The sequence below is a fragment of the Mycetohabitans sp. B3 genome, from assembly GCF_021498065.1.
Taxonomy (GTDB): Bacteria; Pseudomonadota; Gammaproteobacteria; order Burkholderiales; family Burkholderiaceae; genus Mycetohabitans.
The window spans coordinates 1-932 of sequence record NZ_JAHLKN010000186.1 but is presented as its reverse complement, the minus strand read 5'-3'; the positions used below and the strand labels follow the sequence as shown (position 1 = coordinate 932).

General features: G+C 58.4%; 1 protein-coding gene. It reads left to right on the top strand.

The window, feature by feature from the left end:
• Positions 1-932: thioesterase domain-containing protein (locus KQH55_RS16205; RefSeq protein WP_235091691.1), on the top strand; the 932-nt coding region annotated here is incomplete at both ends.

The window sequence follows — 932 nt, the reverse complement described above, 5'->3', positions numbered from 1 at the left end:
TGGAGTATTTGGGGCGCAACGATGAGCAAGTGAAGATCCGCGGCTTTCGGATTGAACCAGGCGAGATCGAAGCGTGCTTAACGGTGCACCCGCAGGTGCGTGATGCGGTGGTGGTAGCAACCGGTGAGGGCTCGGCTAAGCGGCTGGTGGCGTATGTGCAGTCCGAAGCGGATGAGCCACTGGCGAGCACGCTGCGTGCGCATGTGGCCGCAACATTGCCCGAGTATATGGTGCCCAGCGCATTTGTGCGGCTGGACGCGTTTCCGCTGACGCCCAACGGCAAGCTCGATCGGCGCGCGCTGCCCGCACCGGATGACGCGGCGCTGGCGCACCAAGCGTATGAAGCGCCACAAGGCGAGCTCGAGACGACACTCGCGTCGATCTGGGCCGAGCTATTGGGTGTGAAGCAGGTCGGTTGGCACGACAGTTTCTTTGCGCTCGGAGGCCACTCGCTGCTGGCCATGCGCCTGATCAGTCGTGTACGTACAGCGTTAGGGATTGACCTTGCTATTCGTACGCTGTTTGAGGCACCCACCCTCGCAGGCTTAGCACACCATTTACTTAAGCGTGACGGGATCCAGAAAAACTCGTTTTCCGTTCTGCTTCCTCTTAGGCCCACAGGCAGTCATCCTGCTCTTTTCTGCATTCATCCCGCATTGGGTTTGAGCTGGAGCTATATGGAGCTGTCCAATTACCTTCCCCCGAACCAGCCCCTTTATGGCCTGCAGGCTCGTGGGTTAGATGGAATAAGCCCGCTTGCATCGACCCTTGACGAGATGGTGTCAGACTATCTTGAACAAATGCGCCGGGTTCAGCCCAAAGGGCCTTACTGCTTATTAGGATGGAGCTTCGGCGGCAATGTGGCGCATAGCATGGCTGTTCGACTCGAACACCAGGGCGAAAAAGTGGCGTTGCTGGCGTTACTGGATAGT